Annotated in this window: 26 protein-coding genes and 1 pseudogene; 16 read left to right on the top strand and 11 right to left on the bottom strand. The window is 61.1% G+C overall.

What is annotated here, in order from left to right; genetic code table 11:
• Positions 1-9 precede the first annotated feature (9 nt).
• From ACO77H_RS18365 to cysB, 3 genes are all read left to right on the top strand, one after another.
• Complete coding sequence (locus ACO77H_RS18365; RefSeq protein ID WP_169952665.1) at positions 10-927, top strand: 5'-nucleotidase; 918 nt, start codon at positions 10-12, stop codon at positions 925-927.
• 70 nt (positions 928-997) lie between these two features.
• A complete protein-coding gene (locus ACO77H_RS18360; protein WP_169952663.1) occupies positions 998-1498 on the top strand; it encodes a universal stress protein in 501 nt (166 codons plus the stop codon).
• A 104-nt stretch (positions 1499-1602) separates the two neighbouring features.
• Positions 1603-2577 (top strand): HTH-type transcriptional regulator CysB, encoded by a 975-nt coding sequence (gene cysB / locus ACO77H_RS18355; RefSeq protein WP_010176165.1) that lies wholly within the window; start codon positions 1603-1605, stop codon positions 2575-2577.
• Positions 2578-2582: 5 nt separating this feature from the next.
• Here the strand turns inward: cysB and ACO77H_RS18350 are convergent, their stop codons facing one another.
• Both ACO77H_RS18350 and ACO77H_RS18345 read right to left on the bottom strand, forming a co-directional pair.
• A complete protein-coding gene (locus tag ACO77H_RS18350) occupies positions 2583-3065 on the bottom strand; it encodes a GreA/GreB family elongation factor (RefSeq protein ID WP_170042812.1) in 483 nt (160 codons plus the stop codon).
• Between the two features lie 13 nt (positions 3066-3078).
• On the bottom strand, positions 3079-3447 hold the full coding sequence (locus ACO77H_RS18345; RefSeq protein WP_432754409.1) for a hypothetical protein: 369 nt from the start codon (positions 3445-3447) through the stop codon (positions 3079-3081).
• A gap of 132 nt (positions 3448-3579) precedes the next feature.
• On the opposite strand from ACO77H_RS18345, the gene earP reads away from it, so the two are divergent.
• Positions 3580-4713: an elongation factor P maturation arginine rhamnosyltransferase EarP gene (gene earP, locus ACO77H_RS18340; protein ID WP_432754408.1), complete on the top strand. Its 1134-nt coding sequence runs from the start codon at positions 3580-3582 to the stop codon at positions 4711-4713.
• 49 nt (positions 4714-4762) lie between these two features.
• A complete protein-coding gene (locus ACO77H_RS18335; RefSeq protein ID WP_170042815.1) occupies positions 4763-5335 on the top strand; it encodes an elongation factor P in 573 nt (190 codons plus the stop codon).
• A gap of 61 nt (positions 5336-5396) precedes the next feature.
• Here the strand turns inward: ACO77H_RS18335 and ACO77H_RS18330 are convergent.
• Together ACO77H_RS18330 and ACO77H_RS18325 are read right to left on the bottom strand one after the other, a co-directional pair.
• A pseudogene (locus ACO77H_RS18330) lies at positions 5397-5630 on the bottom strand (organic hydroperoxide resistance protein); the annotation flags it as partial.
• The gene (locus ACO77H_RS18325; RefSeq protein ID WP_170057059.1) at positions 5615-6565 is read right to left on the bottom strand and encodes a LysR family transcriptional regulator; all 951 of its coding nucleotides are present in this window, start codon (positions 6563-6565) and stop codon (positions 5615-5617) included. The gene ACO77H_RS18325 and the pseudogene ACO77H_RS18330, both read right to left, overlap by 16 nt.
• 110 nt (positions 6566-6675) lie before the next feature.
• Here ACO77H_RS18325 and ACO77H_RS18320 point away from each other — a divergent pair, with 110 nt between their 5' ends.
• Positions 6676-7425, top strand: a complete 750-nt coding sequence (locus ACO77H_RS18320; RefSeq protein WP_169952650.1) for a TSUP family transporter — start codon at positions 6676-6678, stop codon at positions 7423-7425.
• Here ACO77H_RS18320 and ACO77H_RS18315 read toward each other — a convergent pair.
• Positions 7415-8296: a LysR family transcriptional regulator gene (locus ACO77H_RS18315; RefSeq protein ID WP_169952647.1), complete on the bottom strand. Its 882-nt coding sequence runs from the start codon at positions 8294-8296 to the stop codon at positions 7415-7417. The genes ACO77H_RS18320 and ACO77H_RS18315 overlap by 11 nt on opposite strands.
• Positions 8297-8366: 70 nt before the next feature.
• On the opposite strand from ACO77H_RS18315, the gene ACO77H_RS18310 reads away from it, so the two are divergent.
• The gene (locus ACO77H_RS18310; RefSeq protein WP_169952645.1) at positions 8367-8573 is read left to right on the top strand and encodes a DUF1127 domain-containing protein; all 207 of its coding nucleotides are present in this window, start codon (positions 8367-8369) and stop codon (positions 8571-8573) included.
• Positions 8574-8616: 43 nt separating this feature from the next.
• Complete coding sequence (locus ACO77H_RS18305; protein WP_432754407.1) at positions 8617-9849, top strand: winged helix-turn-helix domain-containing protein; 1233 nt, start codon at positions 8617-8619, stop codon at positions 9847-9849.
• Between the two features lie 89 nt (positions 9850-9938).
• Here ACO77H_RS18305 and ACO77H_RS18300 read toward each other — a convergent pair whose 3' ends face one another.
• Positions 9939-11285: a class II 3-deoxy-7-phosphoheptulonate synthase gene (locus tag ACO77H_RS18300; RefSeq protein ID WP_169952641.1), complete on the bottom strand. Its 1347-nt coding sequence runs from the start codon at positions 11283-11285 to the stop codon at positions 9939-9941.
• Between the two features lie 142 nt (positions 11286-11427).
• On the opposite strand from ACO77H_RS18300, the gene ACO77H_RS18295 reads away from it, so the two are divergent.
• Positions 11428-12183, top strand: a complete 756-nt coding sequence (locus ACO77H_RS18295; RefSeq protein WP_169952639.1) for a spermidine synthase — start codon at positions 11428-11430, stop codon at positions 12181-12183.
• A 122-nt stretch (positions 12184-12305) separates the two neighbouring features.
• Here ACO77H_RS18295 and ACO77H_RS18290 read toward each other — a convergent pair whose 3' ends face one another.
• On the bottom strand, positions 12306-13097 hold the full coding sequence (locus ACO77H_RS18290) for a crotonase/enoyl-CoA hydratase family protein (RefSeq protein WP_169952637.1): 792 nt from the start codon (positions 13095-13097) through the stop codon (positions 12306-12308).
• Between the two features lie 422 nt (positions 13098-13519).
• Here ACO77H_RS18290 and ACO77H_RS18285 point away from each other — a divergent pair, with 422 nt between their 5' ends.
• Positions 13520-15193 carry a DEAD/DEAH box helicase gene (locus ACO77H_RS18285; RefSeq protein WP_017136163.1) on the top strand — a complete coding sequence of 558 codons (1674 nt, stop codon included), beginning with the start codon at positions 13520-13522 and terminating at the stop codon, positions 15191-15193.
• A 97-nt stretch (positions 15194-15290) separates the two neighbouring features.
• On the opposite strand, the gene ACO77H_RS18280 is transcribed toward ACO77H_RS18285, so the two are convergent.
• Entirely contained in the window at positions 15291-16058 is a 768-nt protein-coding gene (locus ACO77H_RS18280) for a DODA-type extradiol aromatic ring-opening family dioxygenase (protein WP_432754406.1), read from the bottom strand.
• A gap of 103 nt (positions 16059-16161) precedes the next feature.
• Between ACO77H_RS18280 and ACO77H_RS18275 the strand changes: the two genes are divergently transcribed.
• On the top strand, positions 16162-16818 hold the full coding sequence (locus ACO77H_RS18275; RefSeq protein ID WP_432754405.1) for a thiopurine S-methyltransferase: 657 nt from the start codon (positions 16162-16164) through the stop codon (positions 16816-16818).
• 57 nt (positions 16819-16875) lie between these two features.
• On the opposite strand, the gene htpX is transcribed toward ACO77H_RS18275, so the two are convergent.
• Together htpX and ACO77H_RS18265 are read right to left on the bottom strand one after the other, a co-directional pair.
• Entirely contained in the window at positions 16876-17763 is an 888-nt protein-coding gene (gene htpX, locus ACO77H_RS18270; protein ID WP_029298042.1) for a protease HtpX, read from the bottom strand.
• A 313-nt stretch (positions 17764-18076) separates the two neighbouring features.
• Positions 18077-19288 (bottom strand): pyridoxal phosphate-dependent aminotransferase, encoded by a 1212-nt coding sequence (locus ACO77H_RS18265; protein WP_029298044.1) that lies wholly within the window; start codon positions 19286-19288, stop codon positions 18077-18079.
• Between the two features lie 203 nt (positions 19289-19491).
• Between ACO77H_RS18265 and msrB the strand changes: the two genes are divergently transcribed.
• From msrB to ACO77H_RS18250, 3 genes are all read left to right on the top strand, one after another.
• The gene (gene msrB / locus ACO77H_RS18260) at positions 19492-19884 is read left to right on the top strand and encodes a peptide-methionine (R)-S-oxide reductase MsrB (protein ID WP_029298046.1); all 393 of its coding nucleotides are present in this window, start codon (positions 19492-19494) and stop codon (positions 19882-19884) included.
• 134 nt (positions 19885-20018) lie between these two features.
• Entirely contained in the window at positions 20019-20504 is a 486-nt protein-coding gene (locus tag ACO77H_RS18255) for a glutathione peroxidase (RefSeq protein ID WP_169952630.1), read from the top strand.
• A complete protein-coding gene (locus ACO77H_RS18250; protein ID WP_169952628.1) occupies positions 20501-20962 on the top strand; it encodes a MarR family winged helix-turn-helix transcriptional regulator in 462 nt (153 codons plus the stop codon). Before ACO77H_RS18255 ends, ACO77H_RS18250 begins: the two co-directional genes overlap by 4 nt.
• Here ACO77H_RS18250 and ACO77H_RS18245 read toward each other — a convergent pair.
• Positions 20946-23270, bottom strand: coding sequence for a hybrid sensor histidine kinase/response regulator (locus tag ACO77H_RS18245; protein ID WP_169952863.1), 2325 nt, complete (start codon positions 23268-23270; stop codon positions 20946-20948). The two genes, ACO77H_RS18250 and ACO77H_RS18245, sit on opposite strands and share 17 nt — an antisense overlap.
• Before the next feature lie 166 nt (positions 23271-23436).
• Here ACO77H_RS18245 and ACO77H_RS18240 point away from each other — a divergent pair, with 166 nt between their 5' ends.
• Entirely contained in the window at positions 23437-24327 is an 891-nt protein-coding gene (locus tag ACO77H_RS18240) for an ATP-binding protein (protein ID WP_432754404.1), read from the top strand.
• Positions 24324-24806 carry a GAF domain-containing protein gene (locus ACO77H_RS18235; RefSeq protein ID WP_169952624.1) on the top strand — a complete coding sequence of 161 codons (483 nt, stop codon included), beginning with the start codon at positions 24324-24326 and terminating at the stop codon, positions 24804-24806. Before ACO77H_RS18240 ends, ACO77H_RS18235 begins: the two co-directional genes overlap by 4 nt.
• Positions 24807-24902: the final 96 nt, after the last annotated feature.

Raw genomic sequence — 24902 nt, 5'->3', positions numbered from 1 at the left:
GGAGCAGACATGGCCAAAGGCATGAGCGACAAACTGGTACTGGCGATTTCCTCGCGGGCCCTGTTCGACCTGGGCGAAAGCCATAAGGTTTACCTGGCCCAGGGCGTCGAGGCCTACCGCAAATACCAGATCGACCACGAGGAAGAAATCCTTGAGCCGGGGGATGCGTTCCCCTTGGTCAAGAAACTCCTGACCCTCAATGCCAGCCTCGGCCGTGCGCGGGTCGAAGTGGTGCTGGTGTCGCGCAACAGTGCCGATACCGGCCTGCGCGTGTTCAATTCGATCCAGCACTACGGCCTGGATATTTCCCGCGCAGCCTTTGTCGGTGGGCGTAACCCCCACCCTTATCTGGCGGCGTTTGGCAGCCACCTGTTTCTCTCGACTCACGCCGAAGATGTGCGCAGCGCGCTGGATGCCGGTTTTGCGGCAGCGACCATTTTGTCCGGCGGCGCCCGCCGCGCGTCCAGTGCCGAGCTGCGGATTGCCTTTGACGGTGACGCGGTGCTGTTCTCCGACGAGTCCGAGCGCGTCTACCAAAGTGGCGGCCTGGAAGCCTTCCAGGCCAGCGAGCGGCAAGCGGCCCGCGAACCGCTACGGGGTGGGCCATTCAAGGGATTCCTGGCGGCCCTCAATCTGTTGCAGCGCGAGTTCCCCGATGAGTCATGCCCGATCCGCACGGCGCTGGTGACGGCACGTTCGGCGCCGTCCCACGAGCGGGTGATCCGCACCTTGCGTGAGTGGGATATCCGCCTGGACGAGTCGCTGTTTCTCGGCGGCCTGGAAAAATCAGCGTTCCTTGAAGCGTTCGCTGCCGATGTTTTTTTTGACGACCAGGCCGGCCATTGCGAAAAAGCCAGGGAGGTCGTGGCCACCGGACATGTGCCCCATGGCGTGAGCAATGAGCCCAAAGTCCAGGTCCAGAGCTAAGTTCATCGCAGTCGCGGAGGCGCTGCTAAGCTGAAACAATCCCCGCCATCCTGGCAGTCCAGGAGGTTCTATGATTCGGTCGATGTTGTATGCCTCAGACCTGGGTGTGTATGCGCCTTACGTGATGCAACATGCGCTGGCGATGGCGCGTACGTTCAAGGCGGACCTGTATGTGATTCATGTGGTGGAGCCGATCGGACTGTTCGCAGAATCGGTGCTGCAAACCTATCTTGATGAGCAGGCCTTGAGCGAATGGCAGAGCCAGGGGCTGAACACGGTAATGGCGAACATCGAACAGCGGGTGCTGGACAGTTTTCGTGAAGAGTTGCAGGACGGCGAGCAGGACTTGCAGGCGATTCGTTCGGTGCGGGTGATCCAGGGGGACCCCGCCCAAGTGATTCTCGACCAGGCGCAGAAACTCTCGGTGGATTTGTTGATCGTAGGAAGTCATAGCCAGGGCGCAGGAATCTCGACCCCGTTGGGGCGGACGGCGGCGCGGGTGTTGCAGTTGTCCCAGGTGCCGGTGTATCTGGTGCCTTTGTTGCAGCGTCGACGCAGTGAAGATGTGTGATGGGGCGTAAACGATAAAAAGTTCTAGATTTATCAATCCAACCTTTAATATAGTTATATACCGTCGCTGATATCCGTGGCGTCTATCTGCTTTGAGGGACACATATGAAGCTTCAACAACTGCGCTACATCTGGGAAGTGGCGCACCACGACCTCAACGTTTCCGCCACGGCTCAAAGCCTCTACACCTCGCAACCGGGTATCAGTAAACAGATCCGCCTGCTCGAAGATGAATTGGGCGTCGAAGTGTTCGCTCGCAGCGGCAAGCACCTGACCCGCGTCACGCCTGCCGGTGAGCGCATCATCACCACTGCCGGCGAAATCCTGCGCAAGGTCGAAAGCATCAAGCAGATCGCCCAGGAGTTTTCCAACGAGAAAAAAGGCACCCTGTCGATTGCCACCACCCACACCCAGGCTCGTTACGCGCTGCCGCCGGTGATCAGTTCGTTCATCAAGCAGTACCCGGACGTGGCCTTGCACATGCACCAGGGGTCGCCGATGCAGATCGCCGAGATGGCGGCTGATGGCACCGTCGACTTCGCCATCGCCACCGAAGCCCTGGAGCTGTTCGGTGACCTGGTGATGATGCCGTGCTATCGCTGGAACCGCTGCGTCGTGGTGCCCCAGGGCCACCCACTGGCCAAACTGCCGAAGCTGACCCTCGAAGCGCTGGCGGAATACCCGATTGTGACCTACGTGTTCGGCTTCACCGGCCGCTCCAAACTCGACGAAGCCTTCAGCCATCGCGGCCTCACGCCCAAAGTGGTGTTCACTGCGGCTGATGCCGACGTGATCAAGACCTACGTGCGCCTGGGCCTGGGCGTCGGCATCGTGGCCAAGATGGCCGTCGACACCAAGCTCGACAGCGACCTGGTGGTGCTGGATGCCAGCGAACTGTTCGAGTCCAGCGTGACCAAGATCGGCTTCCGTCGGGGCACGTTCCTGCGCGGCTTCATGTGCGATTTTATCGAGAAGTTCGCCCCGCACCTGACCCGTGAAGTCATGGCCAAGGCGATCCAGTGCCATAACAAGCAGGAACTCGAAGAACTGTTCGACGGCGTTGAACTGCCGGTTCACTGATCGGCCTAGCGGGCCTCGGTCACCACGAATTGTTGCCGGGCGCCTGCCACCAGAATCTCCACCTCATCGCCCTCGAACTTGCCCAGCAGGCTTTTGCCCAGCGGCGAGCGAGGGGTGATGACGGTCACCAACTGCCCCACTACATAGACTTTCAGGCCTGCCGCGTCCGGCGCGAGGAACAGCCATTGCTGACGGCCGTTGTCATCTTCCAGGCCGAGCAGGGCGCCCACCTCGATCCCCCGTTGTTCCTCGTAGGGCCGCAGGTTGAGGTTCTGGCACACCACCAGTGACTGTTTGATTTCCTCGACGCGCTTGGCTTGCCCGGCGGCCAGGTAAGAGGCTTCCAGGCCCAGGGTGTCGTACTTGTTCTCGGCGATGTTTTCTTCGTGGGTTGCGGTTTCATAGGCGGTTTGCGCGGCGCGTTGCGCCACATCCAGGTCGGCGGCGAGTTTTTCCAGGATCAACTGGAGGACGGCGTGTTTATTCATGGGGGCTTACAGCTCAATCACAAAATTGCAGGACGTTGGCCCGGCTCTTGTCGTTGGGGGCGTTCTGGTCCTGCTGGAGCCAGAACTGGCATTTGGGGTTGGCCAGGTTGCGCGGGTTGTCCCGGGCCTGATCCAGCGCCTGTTGTTGTTCCTGCTTGTGCAGGTTTTGCTGGTATTGCTCGAACATCCGGTTTGGCGGCTCTGGGATTGCGGCTGGCGGCTTGCCCAGTTGTTGAACGGCCTGGGTGACGGCGGCCACGGGTTGTTCAAGCAGATAGCGCGAGGCCAGCCAGCCTGTCAGCGCGATGGCGACAAAGCCCAGCCACAGGCCCAGGGCCACGGCAATACTGAGTTTGAACATCGACAACGGACGATCGGACATGACGGCCTCCTGGCGGGCAGTTGCGGCAAGCTTTGGATTGTCGCACAGCCGGTGTGCAGAATAATCGCGATCAACCCTTCTGCCTGGCGGCATTTATGCGGACAATCGAGCCTTTGACTGATGGAGCCCGGAATGAAAGCCCGCTGGGATATTTTTTGCAGCGTCGTCGACAACTACGGCGACATTGGCGTGACCTGGCGCCTGGCCCGGCAACTGGTGGCAGAACAGGGCTGTGCGGTGCGACTGTGGGTCGATGATCTGCGGGCATTCGAGCGCATGTGCCCCGAGGTGGATGTGCAGTTGGCGCAGCAGTGGCGCGAGGGTGTGGATGTGCGCCACTGGCCCGCAGACTGGCCGGCCACGCCGACGGCGGACGTGGTGATCGCTGCCTTCGCCTGCCAATTGCCACCGGACTACATGGAGGCCATGGCAGCCCTCGAGCGCATGCCGTTGTGGATGAACCTGGATTACCTGAGTGCCGAGGAGTGGGTGGTAGGCTGTCACGGTCTGCCATCGGTCAAGTTCAAGGGCGTGCAAAAGTACTTCTTCTTTCCAGGCTTCCGTCCGGGCACAGGCGGCTTGCTGCGTGAGGCCGGGTTGATCGAGCGGCGTCAGGCGTTTCAGGGTGATCCCCAGGCCCAGCAACAGTTCCTACAGTGCTTGGGTGTTTTTCCGGCGGTGGGCGCGCGGTTGATCTCGCTGTTTGCCTACGAAAATGCCGGCCTGGCCAGTTGGCTGCAGGTATTGACAGCGGACGGGCAAGCCACCCATCTGCTCGTGCCGGAAGGGCGCATCCTCGGCGATGTGCAGCGCTGGCTGGGAGTGGAGGCATTGGCGGCAGGGGATATTCATGTGCGCGGTATGCTGACGGTGCAGGTGCTGCCGTTCGTGCGCCAGGAGCAGTACGACCGCTTGCTGTGGTGCTGCGACTTCAATGCCGTGCGCGGTGAAGACTCCTTTGTGCGCGCGCAATGGGCTGGGCGCCCGTTGCTATGGCATATCTACCGCCAGGATGAAGACATTCACCTGGACAAGCTCGATGCGTTCCTCGCGCTGTACACCCAGGACCTGTCTGCACCCGCGAAAACTGCGCTGATTGCCCTATGGCAGGCCTGGAACACGGATAGCGACATGGCCTCAAGCTGGGAAACCGTGCTTGAACATTGGCCGGAACTGACCGTGCATGCCGAGAAATGGTGTCTGGAACAGGCCTCGCAGGCTGATCTTGCGACGGCGCTGGTACAGTTTTATGAAAATTGGATATGATACGCCACCTTGATTTTTGTCAATCCCATCCAAATTTCGGATATATGCAATGAAAACTGGTAAAGAACTGAAACCCGGTACCGTAATTAAGATCGACAACGATCCATGGTTGGTTCAAAAAGCTGAGTTCACCAAATCGGGCCGTAACAGCGCGATCATGAAGACCAAGCTGAAGAACCTGCTGACCGGTTACAAGACCGAAACCGTTTACAGTGCCGATGACAAGCTGGAAGACGTGATCCTCGACCGCAAGGAAGCGACCCTGTCCTTCATCAGCGGCGACACCTACACGTTCATGGACACCACCGACTACACCATGTACGAACTGAACGCTGAAGATATCGAAGGCGTTCTGCCGTTTATCGAAGAAGGCATGACCGACGTCTGCGAAGCTATTTTCTTCGAAGAGCGTCTGGTTTCCGTAGAGCTGCCGACCACCATCGTGCGTAAGGTTGCCTACACCGAAGGTTCCGCTCGCGGTGACACTTCGGGCAAAGTGATGAAGCCTGCCAAGCTGGCTAACGGTACCGAACTGCAAGTTGCTGATTTCATCGAAATCGACGACATGATCGAGATCGACACCCGTGAAGGTGGTTCGTACAAAGGTCGCGCCAAGAAGTAATTCTGGCGTCACTGATAAAAAACCCGGCCAAGAGTCGGGTTTTTTTATGCCTGCTGGCCAGTCACACGGTGATATGCAAACGCACATCGACATTGCCACGGGTCGCGTTGGAGTACGGGCAGACCTGATGCGCGGCGTCCACCAGGCTTTGCGCTTCGTTTTACTCCCGTCCGTGGAGGGATACGTAAAGGTCGATATCCAGGCCAAAACCACCGGGAATCTGGCCGATGCCTACATGAGCGGCGAACAGTTGCTCCGGGTTGGTTGCTACAGCAGCAGTCAGCCCCAGCCACTTTGCAACGCCAGATCCCACGGTGGGACGGGGCTGAAACGGCTCTTGAGGTACTCCAGCAGCAGTCGGCTGCGTGCGTTGGCCTGCTGCTCCAGGCGCAGGGCGTAGATGCCGGCACTTTCTGCGGTCGGTAGGCCATTTTCGCAGAATAACGGCACCAGTTCTCCGCGAACCAGGTATTCGCTGGCCAGCCAGGTAGGCAGGTGAGCGATGCCCAGCCCGGCCAGGGCACCGGACAGCAAGGCTTCGGCATTGTTGGCACTCATGCGGATACGCTGCGGACGGTAAATGTTCTTGCGCCCATCAAGTTCAAAGCGCCAGGCGAACATCGGCGCCAGGCCTTCCCAATCCAGGCCGTCGTGTTCGTTGAGCTGGCTGGGATGGGTCGGTGTACCACGGTTTTTCAGGTAGGTCGGGCTGGCACAGGCGATTCGCACAATGCTGGCCAAGGGTGTGGCGATCAACCGCGTGTCGACGATATGCCCCGCGCGCAGCACCAGGTCCACCTTGCCCAGGTGCTCGCCCTGCATGTCGACAAAGCTGTCGATCAGATGCAGGTGTACGTCCAGGCCCGGGTAGACCGTCAGGAAGTCCGCAATTGCCGGCGCCAGGTGTCGCCGGCCAAACGCGGCGGGTGCGTCCACGCGAATCAGGCCTTCGGGCGCATGGCTCAGCGACACGGCCTCGGCCCGAGCCAATTGCAGCTCCCGCACAATCCGCCGCGCGCGCTCGGCAAACGCGAGCCCGGCAGGGGTGGGCAATACCGCATGAGTACTGCGCAGGAACAGTTGGCTGCCCAAGGTGCTTTCCAGGCTGTCGATGCGCCGGGCCACGGCGGAGGGGGTCAGCGGATGGCGTCGCGCCGCTGCGGAAAAACTGCCGGCCTCCAGCACATCGAGAAACAGGCCCAGTTGATCGGTCAGGGTAGTGGGGCTCATAGGGCGCTCGCTTGTGCGGATTTGGCATAGCCATTGTGCGTTGCTATGCGTATCCATGCCAGAGTGGACTGCGTAGCATGCAGGGCTTGAGACAATGCAGGGGTGTGGTTGTGGTGGATATGGCGATGTATGTGGTGCTGGGTATAGCCCTGGGTACCGTGGGCGGGCTATTTGGCATTGGTGGCGGGCTGATCGCGATTCCGGTGCTGGGCGTGCTGTTTGGCCTGGATCAGCAGATTGCCCAAGGCACGGCGCTGGTGATGGTCGTACCCAATGTGATGCTGGCGCTGTGGCGTTATCACCAGCGCAATCGCATTGAGCTGCGCCATGCCTTGCCGCTTGGAATCACGGGTTTTTGCTTTGCCTGGCTGGGGTCGATCTGGGCGGTGGGCATCGATGCGGGCGTGATGCGCATTGGCTTTATCGCATTTTTGCTGGCCCTGTCGGCATACAACCTGTTGCGCATGGTCACCAGCAATGCGCCACCTTCTGCGCAGATGCGCTATTCCTGGCCATGGCTGGGTGTGTTGGGCGCGGCGTCGGGATCCATGGGAGGCCTGTTCGGTGTCGGCGGCGCGGTGGTTGCAACGCCGGTCTTGACCAGTGTGTTCGGCACCACCCAGGTGGTTGCCCAGGGCCTGTCCCTGGCACTGGCCTTGCCCAGTACCGGGGTGACCCTGGTGACCTACGCATGGCACCAGGAAGTGGACTGGCTGATCGGCGTGCCCCTGGCGGTCGGTGGGCTGCTGAGTATCAGTTGGGGGGTGAAAATCGCCCACGCATTGCCAGAGCGCCTGCTGCGCGGTCTGTTCTGCGGCTTCCTGGTGGTGTGCGCGGTGATGTTGACCTTTAAAGTCTGAAGCCGTCGAGGATGTACTCGGCCAGGCATTCGGTGATGGGCGAGGTCATGTTCGGGTTGCGCAGCAGGCGCAGGTTGACCGTATGCAGCGGGCCGAAACCTTCGTCGCTGCCAAGTATGCGCAGGTCTTCGGTGACCAGGCTTTCCATCATGACCGTCACCGCCAGCCCGGCTCCGACCACTGCCTGGATCGCCGCGCCGTTGGAGCTGTGATAGGCCAGGCGGTACTCGCGCCCCACGGCGTCCAGCGAGGCGCGGGCCCATTGCGTGCAAAAGCTGTCCAGGCCGGCGATCGCCAGGGGTAGGGTCTCGTGTTCATCCACGCAGAAGCACGGTGACGCTACCCAGACCATGCGCTCGTTGCGCAGCAGTTCGCCGATTTCATTTCCCGGTTCGCGGCTGACCACCGTCAACGCCAGGTCACGTCGCTGCATCAACACTGGCGTGCCTTCGCAGTGCATCTCGATCTGGATCAGCGGGTAGGCCTTGGAAAAGCGCTTGAGGATACCGGGCAGGTAGCGCATCACGTAGTCGTCCGGCGTGCCGATGCGCACCAGCCCGACCATATGCGGCTCGCGCAAGGTATTGAACACCTCGCTGTGCAGCTTCAGGATGCGCCGCGCATACCCCAGCAACACCTGGCCCTCGGGCGTGAGCCGGACCTGCCGGCCGTCGCGCTCAAACAGCTTGCGTTGCAGCACGTCCTCCTCCAGGCGCTTCATTTGCATACTCACCGCCGACTGGGTGCGATTGACTTTCTCGCCGGCGCGGGTGAAGCCACCTTGGTCGGCGATGGCGACGAAGGTGCGCAGCACGTCGGTATCGATGCTCGGGTAGTGGTTCAATTGATCAATCTCAGAGATGTATTGCATAAGAAACATTCGTTGGATTGATCATAGTCCTGGGCACAGACTTTAGTCATCCCCACTGGAGGGCGAGATGATGAAAGGCCAAAAAGGTTATGTGTTGCTGGTGAGACGTCCATTCGCCGGGCTGTTTCAAAGGGTATTTCGTTGGTACGCCATGCAGCGCGAGCGTCAGGTGCTGGCGCAAATGAGCGATGACTCACTCAAGGATATTGGCTTGACCCGGGCCGATGTCGAGCAGGAACGCCACCGCCATTTCTGGAACGACCCGTTGGGTAAATGACCGGCATCGCGCTACAGTTCGCGGGCGCAATCAGGAGATGCACATGCCCGCAGAACTGAGTTTTTCCCTCAAGCAGGCGCGCCGCCTGGCACTGGCGGCCCAAGGCTTTTCCGGGCGCCAGCCGCCCGCGCAGATCAAGGCCGCCCAGGTTAACCGTGTGATCGAGCGCCTGGGCGTGTTGCAGATTGATTCGGTCAATGCCGTGGTGCGCTCCCACTACCTGCCGCTGTTTTCCCGCCTGGGCAGTTACTCGCCGTTGTTGCTCGAGCAGGCGGCCTGGAGCCAGGGGCGCCAGCGCACGTTGTTTGAGTATTGGGGGCATGAAGCCTCGCTGCTGCCCATGGCCCTTTATCCACTGATGCGCTGGCGCATGCAGCGCGCATCCGAGGGGCAGGGGATCTATCAGCAGATGGCGCGTTTTGGTCGCGAGCAACAGGCCACTATCCGACGCGTGCTGGCCATCGTCGAGCAGCAGGGCGCGTTGGGCGCGGGCAGCCTGTCGACCCGTGAAGAGCGCGCCGGGCCATGGTGGGATTGGAGTGATGAAAAGCACGCGCTGGAATGGCTGTTTGCCGCAGGCCTGGTGACGGTGGCCGGGCGCCGTGGTTTCGAGCGCCTGTACGACCTGCCGGAGCGCGTCATCCCGGCGGCGATTCTGCAACAGGCGCCCTTGAGTGAACACAGCGCCCAGCGTGGCCTGCTGCGGCATGCCGCGACGGCGCTGGGTATTGCTATGGAAAAGGACCTGCGCGATTACTTTCGCCTGGACCCAGCAGACAGTCGTGGGCGCCTCGCCGAATTGGTCGAGGACGGGCAATTGCAGGTGTGCCAGGTCCAGGGCTGGAAACAGCCAGCGTATTGCCTGCCCGAGCCAACCGTCCCGCGCAAGGTCGCGGCCAGTGCCTTGCTGTCGCCCTTTGATTCATTGATCTGGGAGCGTAGCCGTACCGAGCGCCTGTTCGACTTTCGCTATCGCCTGGAAATCTACACCCCGCAGGACAAGCGGGTGTACGGCTATTACGTGCTGCCGTTCCTGCATAACGAACGGATCGCCGCACGGGTGGACTTGCGCGCCGAGCGAGCCAATGGCCGGCTGGCGGTGCATGCCGTGCACGAGCACGAGCCGGGGTTGGACGAGGCGGGGATGTTGGCGCTGGCATTGAGCTTGCGGCAGATGGCGGATTGGCTGGGGTTGGAGCAGGTGCAGATCAATTGTCAGCGGCATAGCGCGACCCGGTTGCGGGTGGCGATGCTGGCAATGGAGGCTGGCAGATAGGGCGCTATCGCGGGCACGCCCGGCTCCCACATTGACCACGGTGGGAGTCGAGTTTGCCCGCGATAGCGGTGGATCAGGCCACGCCTGCCCTAGCGTTTGACCTGCTTGAGCGTCTCGGCAATCAAGAACGCCAGCTCCAGCGACTGATCGGCATTCATCCGCGGGTCACAATGGGTGTGGTAGCGGTCCGACAAGCCATCCTCGGTAATCGGCCGCGCGCCACCGATGCACTCGGTGACATTCTGCCCGGTCATTTCGATATGAATCCCACCGGCATAAGTGCCTTCGGCTTCATGGACCTGGAAGAATTCCTTCACTTCGCTAAGGATCTGCGCGAAGTCCCGGGTCTTGTAGCCGCTGCTGGCCTTGATGGTGTTGCCATGCATCGGGTCGCTGCTCCACAACACCTGCTTGCCTTCGCGCTGCACGGCGCGGATCAGGTCGGGCAGGTGATCGCCGACCTTGTTGGCGCCCATGCGCGCGATCAGGTTCAGGCGGCCGGGGTCGTTATCCGGGTTGAGGATGTCGATCAGGCGAATCAGGTCGTCGGGGTTCATGCTCGGGCCGACCTTGACCCCGATCGGGTTGTTCACCCCGCGCAGGAACTCGACGTGCGCGCCATCGAGTTGGCGCGTGCGGTCGCCGATCCACAGCATATGGGCCGAACAGTCGTAGTAATCGTTGGTCAGGCTGTCACGACGCACGAAGGCTTGCTCGTAATTGAGCAGCAGTGCTTCGTGGGCGGTGAAGAAGCTGGTCTCGCGCAATTGTGGCGAGCTGTCCATGCCGCAGGCGCGCATGAAGGCCAGGGTCTCGTCGATACGGTCTGCCAGTTGGCTGTACTTGTCGGCCAGGGCGGAGTTGGCGATAAAGTCCAGGTTCCACTTGTGCACCTGGTGCAGGTCGGCAAAACCGCCCTGGGCGAAGGCGCGCAGCAGGTTCAGGGTGGCGGTGGACTGGTGATAGGACTGCAACAGGCGGTCGGGGTCCGGGACGCGGCTTTTCTCGTCGAAACCAATACCGTTGACGATGTCGCCACGGTAGGCAGGCAGGGTGATGCCATCGATGGTTTCATCGTTGGCCGAGCGCGGCTTGGCGAACTGGCCGGCCATGCGCCCGACTTTGACCACCGGACAGCCTGCGGCGAAGGTCATGACAATGGCCATCTGCAGCAACACTTTGAAGGTGTCGCGGATTTTCGCGGCAGAGAACTCGGCAAAGCTCTCGGCACAGTCGCCACCTTGCAGCAGGAACGCGCGACCCTGGGTCACCTCGGCAAACTGGCGGCGCAGCTCCCGGGCTTCGCCGGCGAACACCAGCGGCGGGTAGCTGGCCAGGCTCTGCTCGACCTGCAGCAAGTGCGCGGCGTCGGGGTAGCGGGGTTGTTGCTGGATCGGCAGGGCGCGCCAGCTGTCGGGGCTCCAGGGTTGGCTCATCGTGAACTCGAATGAATGTCGGGAGCGTGCATGTTATCAGCAATTAGTGCGTGACCTGCTGGCGCCGCTTGGCCGACAATCGCGCCTTTCCCGCTTGCTACCAGGCGGCTTGAACCCGTGCCCGGGCCCATTAGGAGATGAAATGACTGAGGAGCGCGTCGAGCGCCTGTTGGCTGAGGTCCATGATGACTTCGGCTTGATCCGTGTGCTGGAAGTGGCTGACTACCGCTTTCTCGAGTTTGGCGATGCCATCGAACAGAGCTGTGTGTTCACTGCCGACCCCAGCTGGCTGGAGTACGACTACACCCGCGCCATGTTGATTGGCGCCTTGTGCCATGAGCAGCCCGAAAGTGCGCTGTTTCTTGGCCTGGGGGCTGGGACGCTGACCCAGGCCTGCCTCAAGTTCCTGCCGCTGGAAGACGTCGAGGCCATTGAGCTGCGCCCGGATGTGCCGCGCCTGGCCATTGAATACCTGGGGCTGGATGATGATCCACGGCTGTACATCCGTGTTGGCGATGCCCTGGAATTGCTGGAGACAGCGGAGCCGGCGGACCTGATTTTCGTCGACTTGTATACCGATGTCGGGCCGGGGGTTGGTCACCTGGCCTGGACTTTCCTGGAAAACTGCCAGAAGAAGCTCAATCCGGGTGGCTGGCTGGTGATCAACCAGTGGGCCACCGATGATGGCAAGCCCCTGGGCGCTGCGTTGTTGCGTGGGCTTTATCATCGACATTACTGGGAGTTGCCGGTGAAGGAGGGCAATGTGATCCTGATCGTGCCGGCGGACCTGGACCAGACGCTGGACCTGGCGGCGGTTTCTGCGCGGGCCGAGGCGCTGGCGCCGCGCCTGGGGTATTCGTTGCAGGCGTTGATCAAGGCGGTTCGGCCGGCGACTTAGGTGCCTGCACTGGCCTCATCGCGGGCAAGCCCGCTCCCACATTTGTTCTGTGGCTATTCTGCATGGCCAAGATCTCCCCCTGTGGGAGCGGGCTTGCCGGCGATGAGGCCATCACTGTCTGTTCACAACCCCTTGAACACCCCCGGCCGCTTCTCCAGCATCGCCCGTACCCCTTCCTTGGCATCCTCGCTGCCCAGCAGTTTCTCCACCAGCGCCGGCAACCCGGCCGCCGCAGCGGTCTCGCCCTCATCCCGCGCCTGGCGTGCCGATGTCAACGTCGCCTGCACGCCCAACGGCGCCTGGCTGGCAATCCGGTTGGCCAGCGCCAGCGCCCGGGGCAGCAGGTCTTCGCTGGCCATGACCTCCTGCACCAACCCCAGGCGCAGGGCCTCATGGGCATCGAACTCGTCACCCGTGAGCAGCCAGCGCATGGCGTTGCCCCAGCCGGCAATCTGGTGCAGGCGCAGGGTGGCGCCACCAAAAGGAAAGATCCCACGTTGTACTTCCATCTGCGCAAAGCGCGTATTGCTGGCACACAGGTTGATGTCTGCTGCGAGCATCAATTCGATACCGATGGTCAGGCAGTAGCCCTGGGCGGCCACGATCACCGGTTTGCTGACCCTGGGCCCGGCGAACACACCCCACGGATCGCAGCCGCCTAGCGGCGGTTGCCAGCCTTGGGCCATGGTGTGCGCGACGTTGATCAGGTCCAGCCCGGCGGTGAAGTGGTCGCCATGCCCGAACACCACGGCCACCCGCGCTTCTTCGTTGCGGTCGAATTCGCCATAGGCCAGGCTCAGTTCGTTGAGCAGGTCGAGATCAAAGGCGTTGCGCTTGGCTACCCGATCGAGCCCAAGCAGCAGGACATGCCCTTGTAGTTCACGGCTGACGCGGCTGCTGCTGGCTTGACTCATGGCTGGATCCTCGGGCGCGAAAGGCAGTTTCGGACCGAAGGGCCCGCTGCAAAAGGTGAAGCGTTTAAGCGCAATGACCAACAGGGCCGGGCCTTTGAAAAATAGACGCTCCTGCGAGGAAGCGCAAAGCCTGTGACGCAGAGCAGTTGAATGGTCTTTTCCGATAAAAAAAGCTCCCTTTTTCAGGGATTTCCGGTATAGTGCGCGCCGGCCTTTAACCGGGCCGCGTTTAGGTAGCGCAATTCCCCGAAGTCAGCTTCGGCTGCACGTCCGCACAGCGGACTCTCCCTTGACGAATCTTTTTCATTCATTCGTTTTCGCAAATCCCCGCCGACAAAGCAGCCAGGGCGACTCTTGAGTCTCAACACGGCATGCGCAGCTTTGGAGCATGGGTCTTTGCGGATGCACTTAGAGGCAGACCCATGACCCAGGAAACCGGCGGCTTCGCCGCTTTTAATCTTAACCCGAACATTCTTGCTGCCGTCATTGCGACCGGCTACGAAGAACCTTCGGCTATTCAGCAGCAATCGATCCCGATCATCATGGCCGGCCAAGACATGATTGGCCAGGCGCAAACCGGTACCGGTAAAACCGCCGCGTTCGCCCTGCCTATCCTGCACTGCATCGATCCTGCCAAGCGCGAGCCGCAAGCCCTGATCCTGGCGCCAACCCGTGAGTTGGCGCTGCAAGTAGCAACCGCTTTCGAAACCTACGCCAAGCAAATGCCAGGCGTTACCGTTGTGGCCGTTTACGGCGGCGCGCCTATGGGCCCACAACTGAAAGCAATCCGTAATGGCGCACAGATCGTTGTCGCCACCCCGGGCCGTCTGTGCGACCACCTGCGCCGTGACGAAAAAGTACTGTCGACCGTGAACCACCTGGTTCTCGACGAAGCTGACGAAATGTTGAAGCTGGGCTTCATGGATGACCTGGAAGTCATCTTCAAGGCACTGCCACCGACCCGTCAGACCGTACTGTTCTCGGCCACCCTGCCACAGTCTATCCGTGCCATTGCCGAACGCCATCTGCGCGATCCGCAACACGTGAAGATCCAGACCAAGACCCAGACCGTTACCGCGATCGAACAGGCTCACCTGTTGGTTCACGCTGACCAGAAGACCTCGGCTGTATTGAGCCTGCTGGAAGTCGAAGACTTCGACGCCCTGATCATGTTCGTGCGCACCAAGCAAGCGACTCTGGACCTGGCCAGTGCCCTGGAAGCCAAAGGCTACAAAGCCGCTGCGCTGAACGGTGACATTGCCCAGAACCAACGTGAGCGCGTGATCGACTCCCTCAAGGATGGCCGTCTGGACATCGTTGTGGCGACCGACGTAGCGGCTCGTGGTCTCGACGTTCCGCGTATCACCCACGTGTTCAACGTGGACATGCCGTACGATCCAGAGTCCTACGTTCACCGTATCGGCCGTACTGGCCGTGCCGGTCGCGAAGGCCGTGCACTGCTGCTGGTGACTCCACGTGAGCGCCGCATGCTGCAAGTGATCGAGCGTGTAACCGGTCAGAAAGTTGCCGAAGTCCGTCTGCCGGATGCCCAGGCTGTTCTCGATGCGCGCATCAAGAAACTGACCAACAGCCTGTCGCCGCTGGTGGCTGACGCTGAATCGACCCACGGCGACCTGCTGGACCGCCTGACCGCCGATATCGGTTGCACCCCGCGTGCCCTGGCTGCGGCCCTGCTGCGCAAGGCTACCAACGGTCAGGCCCTGACTCTGGCAGCGATCGAGAAAGAACGTCCACTGGTGCCGAACAACGCTCCGCGCGGTGATCGTCCAGAGCGTACCGGTGATCGTCCAGACCGTGGTGATCGTGAGCGTCGTGCTCCGGTTCCATTGGCCGAAGGCCGTGCTCGCTGCCGTACCGCGCTGGGCGCGCGTGATGGCATCGCTGCCAAGAACCTGCTGGGCGCTATCCTCAACGAGGGTGGCCTGGCACGTGAAGCGATCGGTCGCATCCAGGTGCGTGACAGCTTCTCCCTGGTGGAGCTGCCGGAAGATGGCCTGGAGAAATTGCTGGCCAAGCTGAAGGACACCCGTGTTGCTGGCAAGCAGCTCAAGCTGCGTCGCTATCGCGAAGATTGATCGACCCTTGGGTTGATTGATCGAACATAAAAAATCCCCGACTGGTTCGGGGATTTTTTTTGCCTGGGTTTTACCGGGCCCCTACAAAAAGCTGCGGCTAATCAAAGCGATAGATATCCATCCCCAACGCGCCCAGGGTGAACCCCTGATGGGCCACATTAAACTGCCCACCCGCGCCGCGGGCGAAGTACAGCGGCAATAAGTGCTCATCGCTGGGATGGCTGCGCACCGCGTGGGGCGCCTGGTGGCGGTAGTCGTGCAAGGCGGCTTCATCCTGGGTGTCGAGTTTGTCGACGACCCAGTCGCGGAACTCTCGTGCCCAGGGCTCGATGCTTTCCGGGCCGGCCCGCCAGTCCAGCTCACCGAGGTTATGGGTGATGCTGCCCGAGCCGATCAACAACACGCCTTGTTCGCGCAAGCTGCGCAATGCCTGGCCGATTCGGGTTTGCAGCGTCGGACCCATGTGGCTGGGCAGGGAGACCTGCACCACAGGGATATCGGCCGTCGGGTACATCAAAGACAGCGGCACCCAGGTGCCATGGTCGAACGGGCGCTGGTGGTCTAGGCGGGCGGGCAGGCCATCGGCGGCGAGCAGCTCGACGATCTGTTGCGCCAGTGCCGGATCGCCGGGCGCTGGATACTGCACCGCAAACAGCTCGCGAGGGAAACCACCGAAGTCGTGCCAGGTCTCTGGGGCAGGGCTGGCGCTGACCAGCAGTTCACGGCTTTCCCAATGTGCGGACATCACCACGATCGCCTTGGGGCGGGGCAGGGTGGCGGCCAGGCGTGCAAGAACCGGCCCGCTGGCGCCAGGTTGTAGGGCAAGCATGGGCGAGCCGTGGGAAATAAACAGGCTGGGCAGCATGAGCAGGGTCCTCAAGGTTAAGATGGGACCATCTTTAATCAGATCATTGATCTAAATCTAATATAAGTTTTAGCGCCATTTGATCGAATTTTCTGGGCTATTCATGGAATCCACCTTTTGGCATGACCGCTGGGCACGTAATCAGATCGGCTTTCACCTGCCTGAGGTCAATCCCTATTTGCAGCGACACTGGCCGGGGCTGGGGTTGGTCGGCGGGGCCCGGGTGCTCGTGCCGCTGTGCGGCAAAAGCCTGGACCTGATGTGGCTGGCGCAGCAGGGCTGCCAGGTCCTGGGTGTGGAACTGTCGGAAAAGGCCGTGGAGGAGTTTTTCCAGGAGCAGTGCCTGGCTGCACAAGTCAGCCAGCGGGGCAGTTTCAAGGTTTATCAGGCTGGCACTATCGAGCTGTGGTGCGGCGATTTCTTCGAATTGAGCCGTGAAGATGTGGCAGGGTGCGCCGCCCTGTATGACCGTGCGGCGCTGATTGCCTTGCCGCCGTTGGTGCGTGAGCGCTATGCCGCGCATTTGCAGGCGATTGCGCCCCAGGTGCAAAGTGGCCTGTTGATCAGCCTGGATTATGAGCAGGCCCTGAAGGCCGGGCCGCCGTTTGCGGTCAGTGATGAGGAAGTCCGGAGGCTGCTGGCAGGACGCTGGCGCCTGAGCGTCCTGGAGCAGCGGGATATCCTGGCCGAGAGCCCGAAGTTCGCCCAGGGCGGTGTCACGCGCCTTGAGGAGCGGGTTTACCAGTTGGCGCAGCGGTAAAACACGCACCCACAAAAAAGGGGCGATTCAGTCGCCCCTTTTTCTACCCTTTGGCTGTCAGCCGCGACGACGCAGTGCGTCGATCCGCTCTTCCAGTGGCGGGTGGCTCATGAACATCCGCGCCAGGCCTTGCTTGACGCCACCGTTGATGCCGAAGGCATTCAGGGTGTCAGGCATGTGCACTGGCAGGCCCTGTTCGGAGCGCAGGCGTTGCAGGGCACCGATCATCGCGGCAGTACCGGCCAGTTGGGCACCGGCTTCGTCGGCGCGGAACTCGCGTTTGCGCGAGAACCACATCACGATGGAGCTGGCGAGGAAGCCCAGTACCAGTTCAGCAAAGATGGTCGCCACGTAGTAGGCGATACCCTGGCCGCCTTCGTTCTTGAAGATCACCTTGTCGACAAAGTTGCCGATGATCCGCGCAAAGAACATCACAAAGGTGTTCACCACGCCCTGCACCAGTGCCAGGGTAACCATGTCACCGTTGGCGACGTGGCCGATCTCGTGGGCCAGCACGGCCTTCACTTCGTCGGGCGAGAAACGCTCGAGCAAACCCTGGCTGACGGCAACAAGAGCATCGTTCTTGTTCCAGCCAGTGGCAAAGGCGTTGGCCTCGTAGGCCGGGAAGATCCCTACTTCAGGCATCTTGATCCCGGCTTCGCGGGACAGTTGCTCGACGGTTTGCAGCAGCCATTGCTCATGCCGGGTGCGCGGCTGGGTGATGATCTGGGTGCTGGTGCTCATCTTCGCCATCCACTTGGAGATGAACAGCGAGAAGATCGAGCCGGCAAAACCAAAGACGGCACAGAAAACCAGCAGCTGATTGAGGTTCAGATCAACCCCGTTGGCCGCCATGAACCCGTTGAAGCCGAAAAGGCTCAGGGTGATGCTGGCAATCAGCACGACCGCCAGGTTAGTGGCCAAGAACAGCAGGATGCGCATCATGGTTGTAGAATTCTCCTCATGCTTAATATGTCGCGTACTGCGGGGTATATAAGGTGCGGCAGTGGGCTATTCAACCGGGCGACTATTTCAAACTGTGTCCTACAGCGCGAATGTAGAACCTTGCAGGGATTTTCCGAGGCTTTATGCCCATGGAAATTCCCCTCCGTAAGCCGTTGGGCCCCGTGATTACTGGAAAGTGCAGGATAGAAGGGAAGAGAGTGAAGCCAACGGGTGTTTCTGCCAGTGTGGCGCGTAGATGTGTTGCCAGATACTCGCTGTACGACCTCTTGTGGGTCGTACAGCGAAAGCGAGGTCACTGGCGATAGGACTTCAGGAAGTTGCCGATGCGGCCGATGGCCATGTCCAGGTCATCCACACGGGGCAAGGTCACCACGCGGAAGTGATCAGGCCACGGCCAGTTGAACGCCGTGCCCTGGACCACCAGCAGCTTTTCCGAGAGCAGCAGGTCGAGGACGAACTTCTCGTCGTTGTGGATCGGGCAGACTTTCGGGTCGATCCGCGGGAACGCATACAAGGCGCCCATGGGTTTGACGCAACTGACGCCGGGAATATCGTTGAGCAGCTCCCAGGTGCGGTTGCGCTGCTCCAGCAGGCGGCCGGCGGGCAGCACCAGGTCGTTGATGCTCTGGTAGCCGCCCAGGGCGGTCTGGATCGCGTGCTGGCTCGGCACGTTGGCACACAGGCGCATATTGGCCAGCATGTCGATGCCTTCGATGTAGCTCTGGGCATTGTGCTTGGGCCCGGAGATGGCGACCCAGCCGGAACGGAAGCCCGCGACCCGGTAGGACTTGGACAGGCCGTTGAAGGTCAGGCATAGCAGGTCCGGGGCCAGGGAGGCGGTGCAGATGTGCACGGCGTCGTCGTAGAGGATCTTGTCGTAGATCTCGTCGGAGAACACCACCAGGTTGTGCTGGCGCGCCAGTTCGAGCATGCCCAGCAGCACTTCCTTGGAGTACACCGCGCCCGTCGGGTTGTTCGGGTTGATGATCACCAGCGCCTTGGTGTTGGGCGTGATCTTGGCCTTGATATCGGCCAGGTCCGGCCACCAGTTGGCTTGCTCGTCACACAGGTAATGCACCGGATGGCCACCGGCCAGGGTCACGGCAGCGGTCCACAGCGGGTAGTCAGGCGCCGGCACCAGCACTTCGTCGCCGTTGTTGAGCAAGGCCTGCATGGCCATCACGATCAGCTCGGAGACACCATTGCCGAGGTAGATATCTTCAATACCAACCCCTTCTACCTGCTTTTGCTGGTAGTACTGCATGACTGCCTTGCGCGCGCTGAACAACCCCTTGGAGTCGCTGTAGCCCTGGGCGGTGGGCAGGTTGCGGATCACGTCCTGGAGGATTTCGTCCGGTGCTTCGAAACCAAAGGGCGCCGGGTTGCCAATGTTCAGCTTGAGGATGCGATGGCCTTCCTCTTCCAGGCGCTTGGCGTGCTTGAGCACTGGGCCGCGAATGTCGTAGCAGACGTTGGCGAGCTTGTTCGATTTGCTGACCTGCATGGCGATGTGATCCCGAAAATGAACGATCCAGACGATGTGAAGACTACCGTGCTGGGAATCCTGCGTGTGGCCTGACCCATAAATACGTTTGAATGCCGATAACGCGGGTGCCAGACTGGCGCTTTGAAGAGGCGCAATCATACGTGCCGCCTGATCCATGGAAAAGACACAGATCAGGCTTTTTCAGTTGTCGAGGTGCATTGATGGAAAAGTTGGATAAAACCCTGGATGAATGGCGGGAAATGCTCGACCCGGCGCAGTATCAGGTGTGCCGTCTCAAGGGCACCGAGCGGCCGTTTTCTGGCAAGTACAACGCCACTACGACCGATGGCGTGTATCACTGCATTTGCTGCAATGAGCCGCTGTTCGACTCGAAGACCAAGTTCGATGCCGGTTGTGGCTGGCCCAGTTTTTATGAGCCGATTGCTGATAGCGCGATGATTGAGATTCGTGACGTGAGCCACGGGATGATCCGTACGGAAGTGACCTGTGCCAAGTGCGATGCGCATTTGGGCCATGTGTTCCCTGATGGCCCGCCGCCTACAGGCCTGCGCTATTGCATCAACTCGGTGTGCCTGGACCTGGTTCCGCGCTGACACCATGCCCCTCGTAGGAGCCGGCAAGCCGGTTCCTGCGGGGTGATGTCGAGTCATTAGTCTGGTCAATTAAATTGCATACAATTCAATTGCACACTATGTTTCATGTTCTTCTTTGTGTCCGAGGCGATCCCATGAGCGATAACCTGCTGTCCATCCCTTGCACCACCATCAAGGGCGAGCAAAAGACCCTGGCGGATTTCGCCGGCAAGGCGATCCTGGTGGTCAACACCGCCAGCAAGTGCGGCTTCACTCCACAGTACAAAGGCCTGGAGCAGCTCTGGCAGCAGTACAAGGACCAGGGCCTGGTGGTGCTGGGCTTCCCGTGCAACCAGTTCGGCAAGCAGGAGCCGGGTGACGAGGGGGCTATTTCCGAGTTTTGCGAGCTGAATTTCGGCGTCAGTTTCCCCCTGTTCAAGAAGGTCGATGTCAACGGGGGCGAGGCCCATCCGCTGTTTGTGCAACTCAAACAGCGCGCGCCGGGCCTGCTGGGTTCCAAGGGCATCAAGTGGAACTTCACCAAGTTCTTGATCGGCCGCGACGGCCAGGTGGTCCAGCGTTTTGCCCCGACCACCAAACCCCAGGAATTGACCCAAGAGATCGAAGCGCTGCTCAAATGACTGACTTGCCTGCCGTATCCCTGGCCCTGGATGACCAGCTGTGCTTCAAGCTGTACGCCGCCTCCCGGGCGGTGACACGAGCCTATAAGCCAATGCTCGACCAGTTGGGCCTGACGTATCCGCAATATCTGGTGATGTTGGTGTTGTGGGAGTGGCATGCCGCTGCCCCGCCGCAGCCGACGGTCAAGGCGCTGGGGGAACGGCTGTTGCTCGATTCCGGGACGCTGACGCCGCTGCTCAAACGCCTGGAGCAACTGACGTTGATCACGCGCCGGCGCAGTACCCATGATGAGCGTGAAGTGCACTTGAGCCTTGCCGAAGCGGGCCAGGCGCTGCGTGAGCGCGTCCAGCCGCTGAAGGCTCGCTTGTTGTGCGACAGCGGCGTGGACCTGAGCCAGGCGGACACCCTGCGCCATGGCCTGGACCAGTTGCTCCGGCAGATCACAGATTTGTCGTAGTCGGCACCCAGAGGTCGAGTAGGGCGTTGAGTTCTTCGCGGCGAAAGGGTTTGGCCAGGTAGTCGTTCATGCCGGCGGCCCGGCACCGTTCGCGTTCCTCGGCCAGGGCATTGGCGGTCAGCGCGACGATCGGCAGCTGCGGCCAGCGCCCGCTGCGGCGAATCTGCCGGCTCGCCTCGTAGCCATCCATGACCGGCATGTTGCAGTCCATCAGCACCATATCGAAACGTTGTTCTTCCAGCTGCTTCAGCGCCTCGCCGCCATGGGCCGCGACCACCACCTCGCAGCCCAGCTTGCCGAGCATGCCCTTGGCCACCAGTTGATTGACCGGGTTGTCCTCCACCAAGAGGATACGCGCCCGATGGGCAACCGGGCTGGTCTCCAATTGGGCCAGGTCGAGGACGATTTCGCTGTCGGCGCGCAGGGTACGGTGCAAGACCTGATACAGCGCCGTGCGACTCAGCGGGCGCGCCTGCTGTTGCAGCGGCGCCAGGGCGGCCACTTCTTCGCTGGGCATGAAATTGCCGTAGGCGGTGACCAGCAGGATCGGAGCGCTGACGGTCGGCCGCAGGCGGAACAGGCATTCGGGGCAGTCGGTGATCAGGATGTCCGGTGCCAGGCCCGTCAAGTCATCGTCGATGGTGTAGCAGTGCGGCGTCAGCCCCCAGTGCGGCAACAGGGTGTGCAGCAGTTCTGCCAGCCCGCTGCTGGCCCCGGTAATCACCGCGACTTCACCGCTCAATGGCGCCAGTCGTGTCGCTGGGGTGTGTGCAGGAAGTGGCAGTTCGGCGCAGAACTGGCTGCCGAAGCCGGTTTCCGAACTGATGGTCAGCCGACCGCGCATGGCTTCGCAAAGATTGTGGGTCAGCGCCAACCCCAGGCCGGTCCCGCCAAACTGGCGGGTAATGCCGGCGCCCGCCTGGGTGAAGGGTTTGAAGATCCGCGCCTGGGCTTCCTGCGCAATGCCGATGCCGGTGTCGCACACTTCGATGCGCACGCCGTCGGGTTGCGCACTGAGGCGCACATCGACGCGCCCGAACCGGGTGAACTTCAAGGCATTGGACAGCAGGTTACTGACAATCTGCCGGACCCGCGTCGGATCACCCACGACCTGGGCAGGAAACTGCGGATCGATCAGGCAGGTCAACTCCACGCTGGGCGCAGCGTTCTGCGACAGCAGGTTGGCGGTGTCTTCCACCAGCGAGCCGAGGTCGAAGGGGATGCTTTCGAGTTCCAGTTGCCCGGCGTCAAACTTGGACAGGTCGAGAATATCGTTAAGCAGTTCTACCAAAACCTTGCCGGAGTCATGGGCGATCGACAATTGTTGGCGCTGCTCGGCGTTCAGCGCGCTGTCCAGAGACAGCGCGATCATGCCAAGCAGCCCATTGAGCGGGGTGCGGATTTCATGGCTCATGTTGGCAAGGAACGCCGCGCGCGCCTGGGCCATGCCCAGGGCGTTGATTTTCGAGGCCTCCAGCTCTTCGTTGGATTGGCTTAGCCGGTGGTTGATCGCCTTGAGTTCGGTGGTACGCGCCGAAACAATGTCTTCCAACTGGCCAAGGTACTCGGTCAGGCGGTCCTCGGCGTGGCGCCGCTGCTGGATTTCGGTCTCCATGTTCTCGAACTGTTGGTTGGCGACGTTGACCAGCACGCCGATCTCATCATGTTCGTGCCCCGGCGGGCAATCCAGGCGAGCCAGGGGCGCGCTGCCGGGGCTGCGGGTGCTCAACTCACGGATGATCCGCACCAGGGGCTGGGTCAGCATCACGTAGAACAGGCCTAGGAGGATGCCGGTCAGGATCAGGCTACGGGCAAAGCCATTGAGTAGGGTGATCTCTGCTCGACGTAGGAATCGGCTGCCGAATGCGTAGGTGTCGACGTCAAGGCGTAACACGCCGAGGGACTCGCCGGGCATATGGGTGAGGTACAGGCGGTCTTCGAACTGGCGGTTGGCGCCGAACAAAAAGTCGCTGATAGGACGGTAGCTGCTCTCCTTGCGGGGCCGATCAACGTCAGCCAGCACCAGGCCATTGTTGTCGACCAACTGTGCCCGCGTGATGGCGGGGGAGTGCAGCAGGCCCAGGGTCAACTCCTGGGCCAGTTCGGCGTCGATGTTGTAGGCAATACGTGAGGCGGGGTTGTGACTGATTTCAAGCAGCGCGTGTATTTCACGGTTGATGGACGCGTCTTCGCTGGCATAATCAATGCCGATTTGGATCAGGCTGAGTAAGGTTCCCAACACGAAACCAACCAGCACAGTCAGTCTGGCTTGTTTATAAGACAAGCGGTGGGCGAACTTGATATCCATTGGGTGCTGAGCCACTTCACGTTTCCCTTCGCCCGGCAAGCATAGCTGAACATCCTCAGCGCCAGCCTTGCCCGGTATGAATCGTTTTTTAAGGTGCAGCCGTCTGGCAACTGCGTCAGGGTTGCCAATACGCCATCTTTTTCAAGAACTTGCCACAGGAATAGTCATGGATTCTCGATTGAATGCCTTTCTTGAGCGGGCCGATGCGGTGCTTGCTCGTCTGGAACCCCTGTTGCCCGCACCTCGCGTGGCGGTTGACTGGAACCACTGCCTGGCGGCCCGCTGGCAGCGCGAGGGGCGCAGCGGCTTTTTGCTGCCCCTGGAAGTCAGCCTGGATATGCGCCTGTCCGACCTGATCGGTGTCGACAAACAGCGCGAGCAATTGGCGCGCAATACCCAGCAGTTTCTCGACGGCCTGCCCGCCAACCATGCGTTGCTCTGGGGGTCGCGTGGCACGGGCAAATCGTCGATGGTCCGCGCCTTGCTGGCCCAGCATGCCAAGGCCGGCTTGCGCCTGATCGAAATCGAGCGTGACCACCTGGCCGATCTGCCGCGTGTGGTCGAGCAACTGCTCAAGCTGCCGCAGCGTTTTATCCTGTTCTGCGATGACCTCTCGTTCGAGGCTGGCGAAGGCGACTACCGTGTGCTCAAGAGCGTGCTCGACGGCTCGCTGGAACAGGCCCCGGAAAACGTGTTGCTGTACGCGACCTCCAACCGTCGTCACCTGGTGCCGGAAAACCAGAGCGACAACGACAACTGGAAACGTGTGGATGGTGAGTTGCATCCCAGTGAGGCGGTGGAAGACAAGATCGCCTTGTCCGACCGTTTTGGCCTGTGGTTGTCGTTCTACCCGTTCACCCAGGAACACTTCCTGGACGTGGTGGAGCACTGGGTCGGCGAGCTGGCGAACAAGGCAGGTTTGCAGTGGCAGCGCGATGAAGCCCTCGACATCCTTGCGGTGCGCTGGGCCACGGGTCGCGGCAATCGCAACGGCCGGTGCGCCTACCAATTCGCCCGGTACTGGGTGGGCCTTAAATTGCTGGAGCGCCAGCCATGATCGATTTACAGAAGGCGGGCAGCGGCCTTGATGGCTACGCCATGCTTTGTGCGCAACTGGAATCGCTGCTGGCCGATGAGCGTGACTTTATCGCCAACGCGGCGCAGTTTTCGGCGTTCCTGTTCAACCAGCTAGATGACTTGAACTGGGCGGGCTTTTATCTCAACCGTGATGAGGAACTAGTCCTCGGGCCTTTCCAGGGGCAGATCGCCTGTGTGCGGATTCCGTTTGGTCGAGGGGTGTGTGGTGCGGCGGCGGCTTCACGGCAAACCCAGCGGGTGGAGGATGTACATGCGTTTGCTGGGCATATTGCCTGCGACAGTGCGTCCAACAGCGAGTTGGTGGTGCCCTTGGTCAAGGATGGGAGGTTGATTGGGGTGCTGGACCTGGACAGTCCGAAACTGGCGCGTTTCAGGCCAGAGGATCAGGCGGGCATTGAGCGGCTGGCGGCAATTTTTCTGCGGTTGACTGCCTGCTGAATGAGCTGCATTGCCTGTGGGAGCTGGCTTGCCTGCGATGGCGTGGGGGCGTCAGGTGCCCCACGTCTTCGTTAGCGACCATCGCCGGCAAACCGG

The organism is Pseudomonas sp. WMBT8, assembly GCF_050916005.1.
GTDB lineage: Bacteria > Pseudomonadota > Gammaproteobacteria > Pseudomonadales > Pseudomonadaceae > Aquipseudomonas.
Note: the sequence above shows the minus strand (reverse complement) of the source record. Positions and strands in the feature narration are given on the sequence as shown.